The sequence below is a fragment of the Mesorhizobium sp. GbtcB19 genome, from assembly GCF_019091085.1.
Lineage (GTDB): Bacteria > Pseudomonadota > Alphaproteobacteria > Rhizobiales > Rhizobiaceae > Mesorhizobium.
This window is the reverse complement of record NZ_JAGXJY010000540.1, coordinates 1-235: the sequence shown is the minus strand read 5'-3', so window position 1 is coordinate 235 and position 235 is coordinate 1. Positions and strand designations below refer to the sequence as shown.

The 235-nt window shown below is 64.3% G+C and carries 1 protein-coding gene; it reads right to left on the bottom strand.

Annotation, left to right across the window (positions count from 1 at the left end; all coding sequences use genetic code 11):
* Positions 1-235: hypothetical protein (locus tag KVT37_RS32970; RefSeq protein ID WP_217579103.1), on the bottom strand; the 235-nt coding region annotated here is incomplete at both ends.

Here is a 235-nt window from a genome sequence, read left to right as displayed (position 1 = left end):
ATCTGGTCGTTATAAGGCTCCTTCATCTGCCCGACCATGCGCGCCAGCTTGGAGTAGGACGGGATGTCCGCCTCGGGCTGGCACTGGCTGGCGAGTTCCAAGAGCCGGATCGGGAAGTTGACGGCGTCGCGGCTCGTCGCCGACATGCCTTCCGGGCCCCCCTCATTGGTTTCGCTGGCCTCGGCCTTGCCCTGCGCGATATCGTCCTCCTTCTCGCTGTGTACGCCCTTCTGGT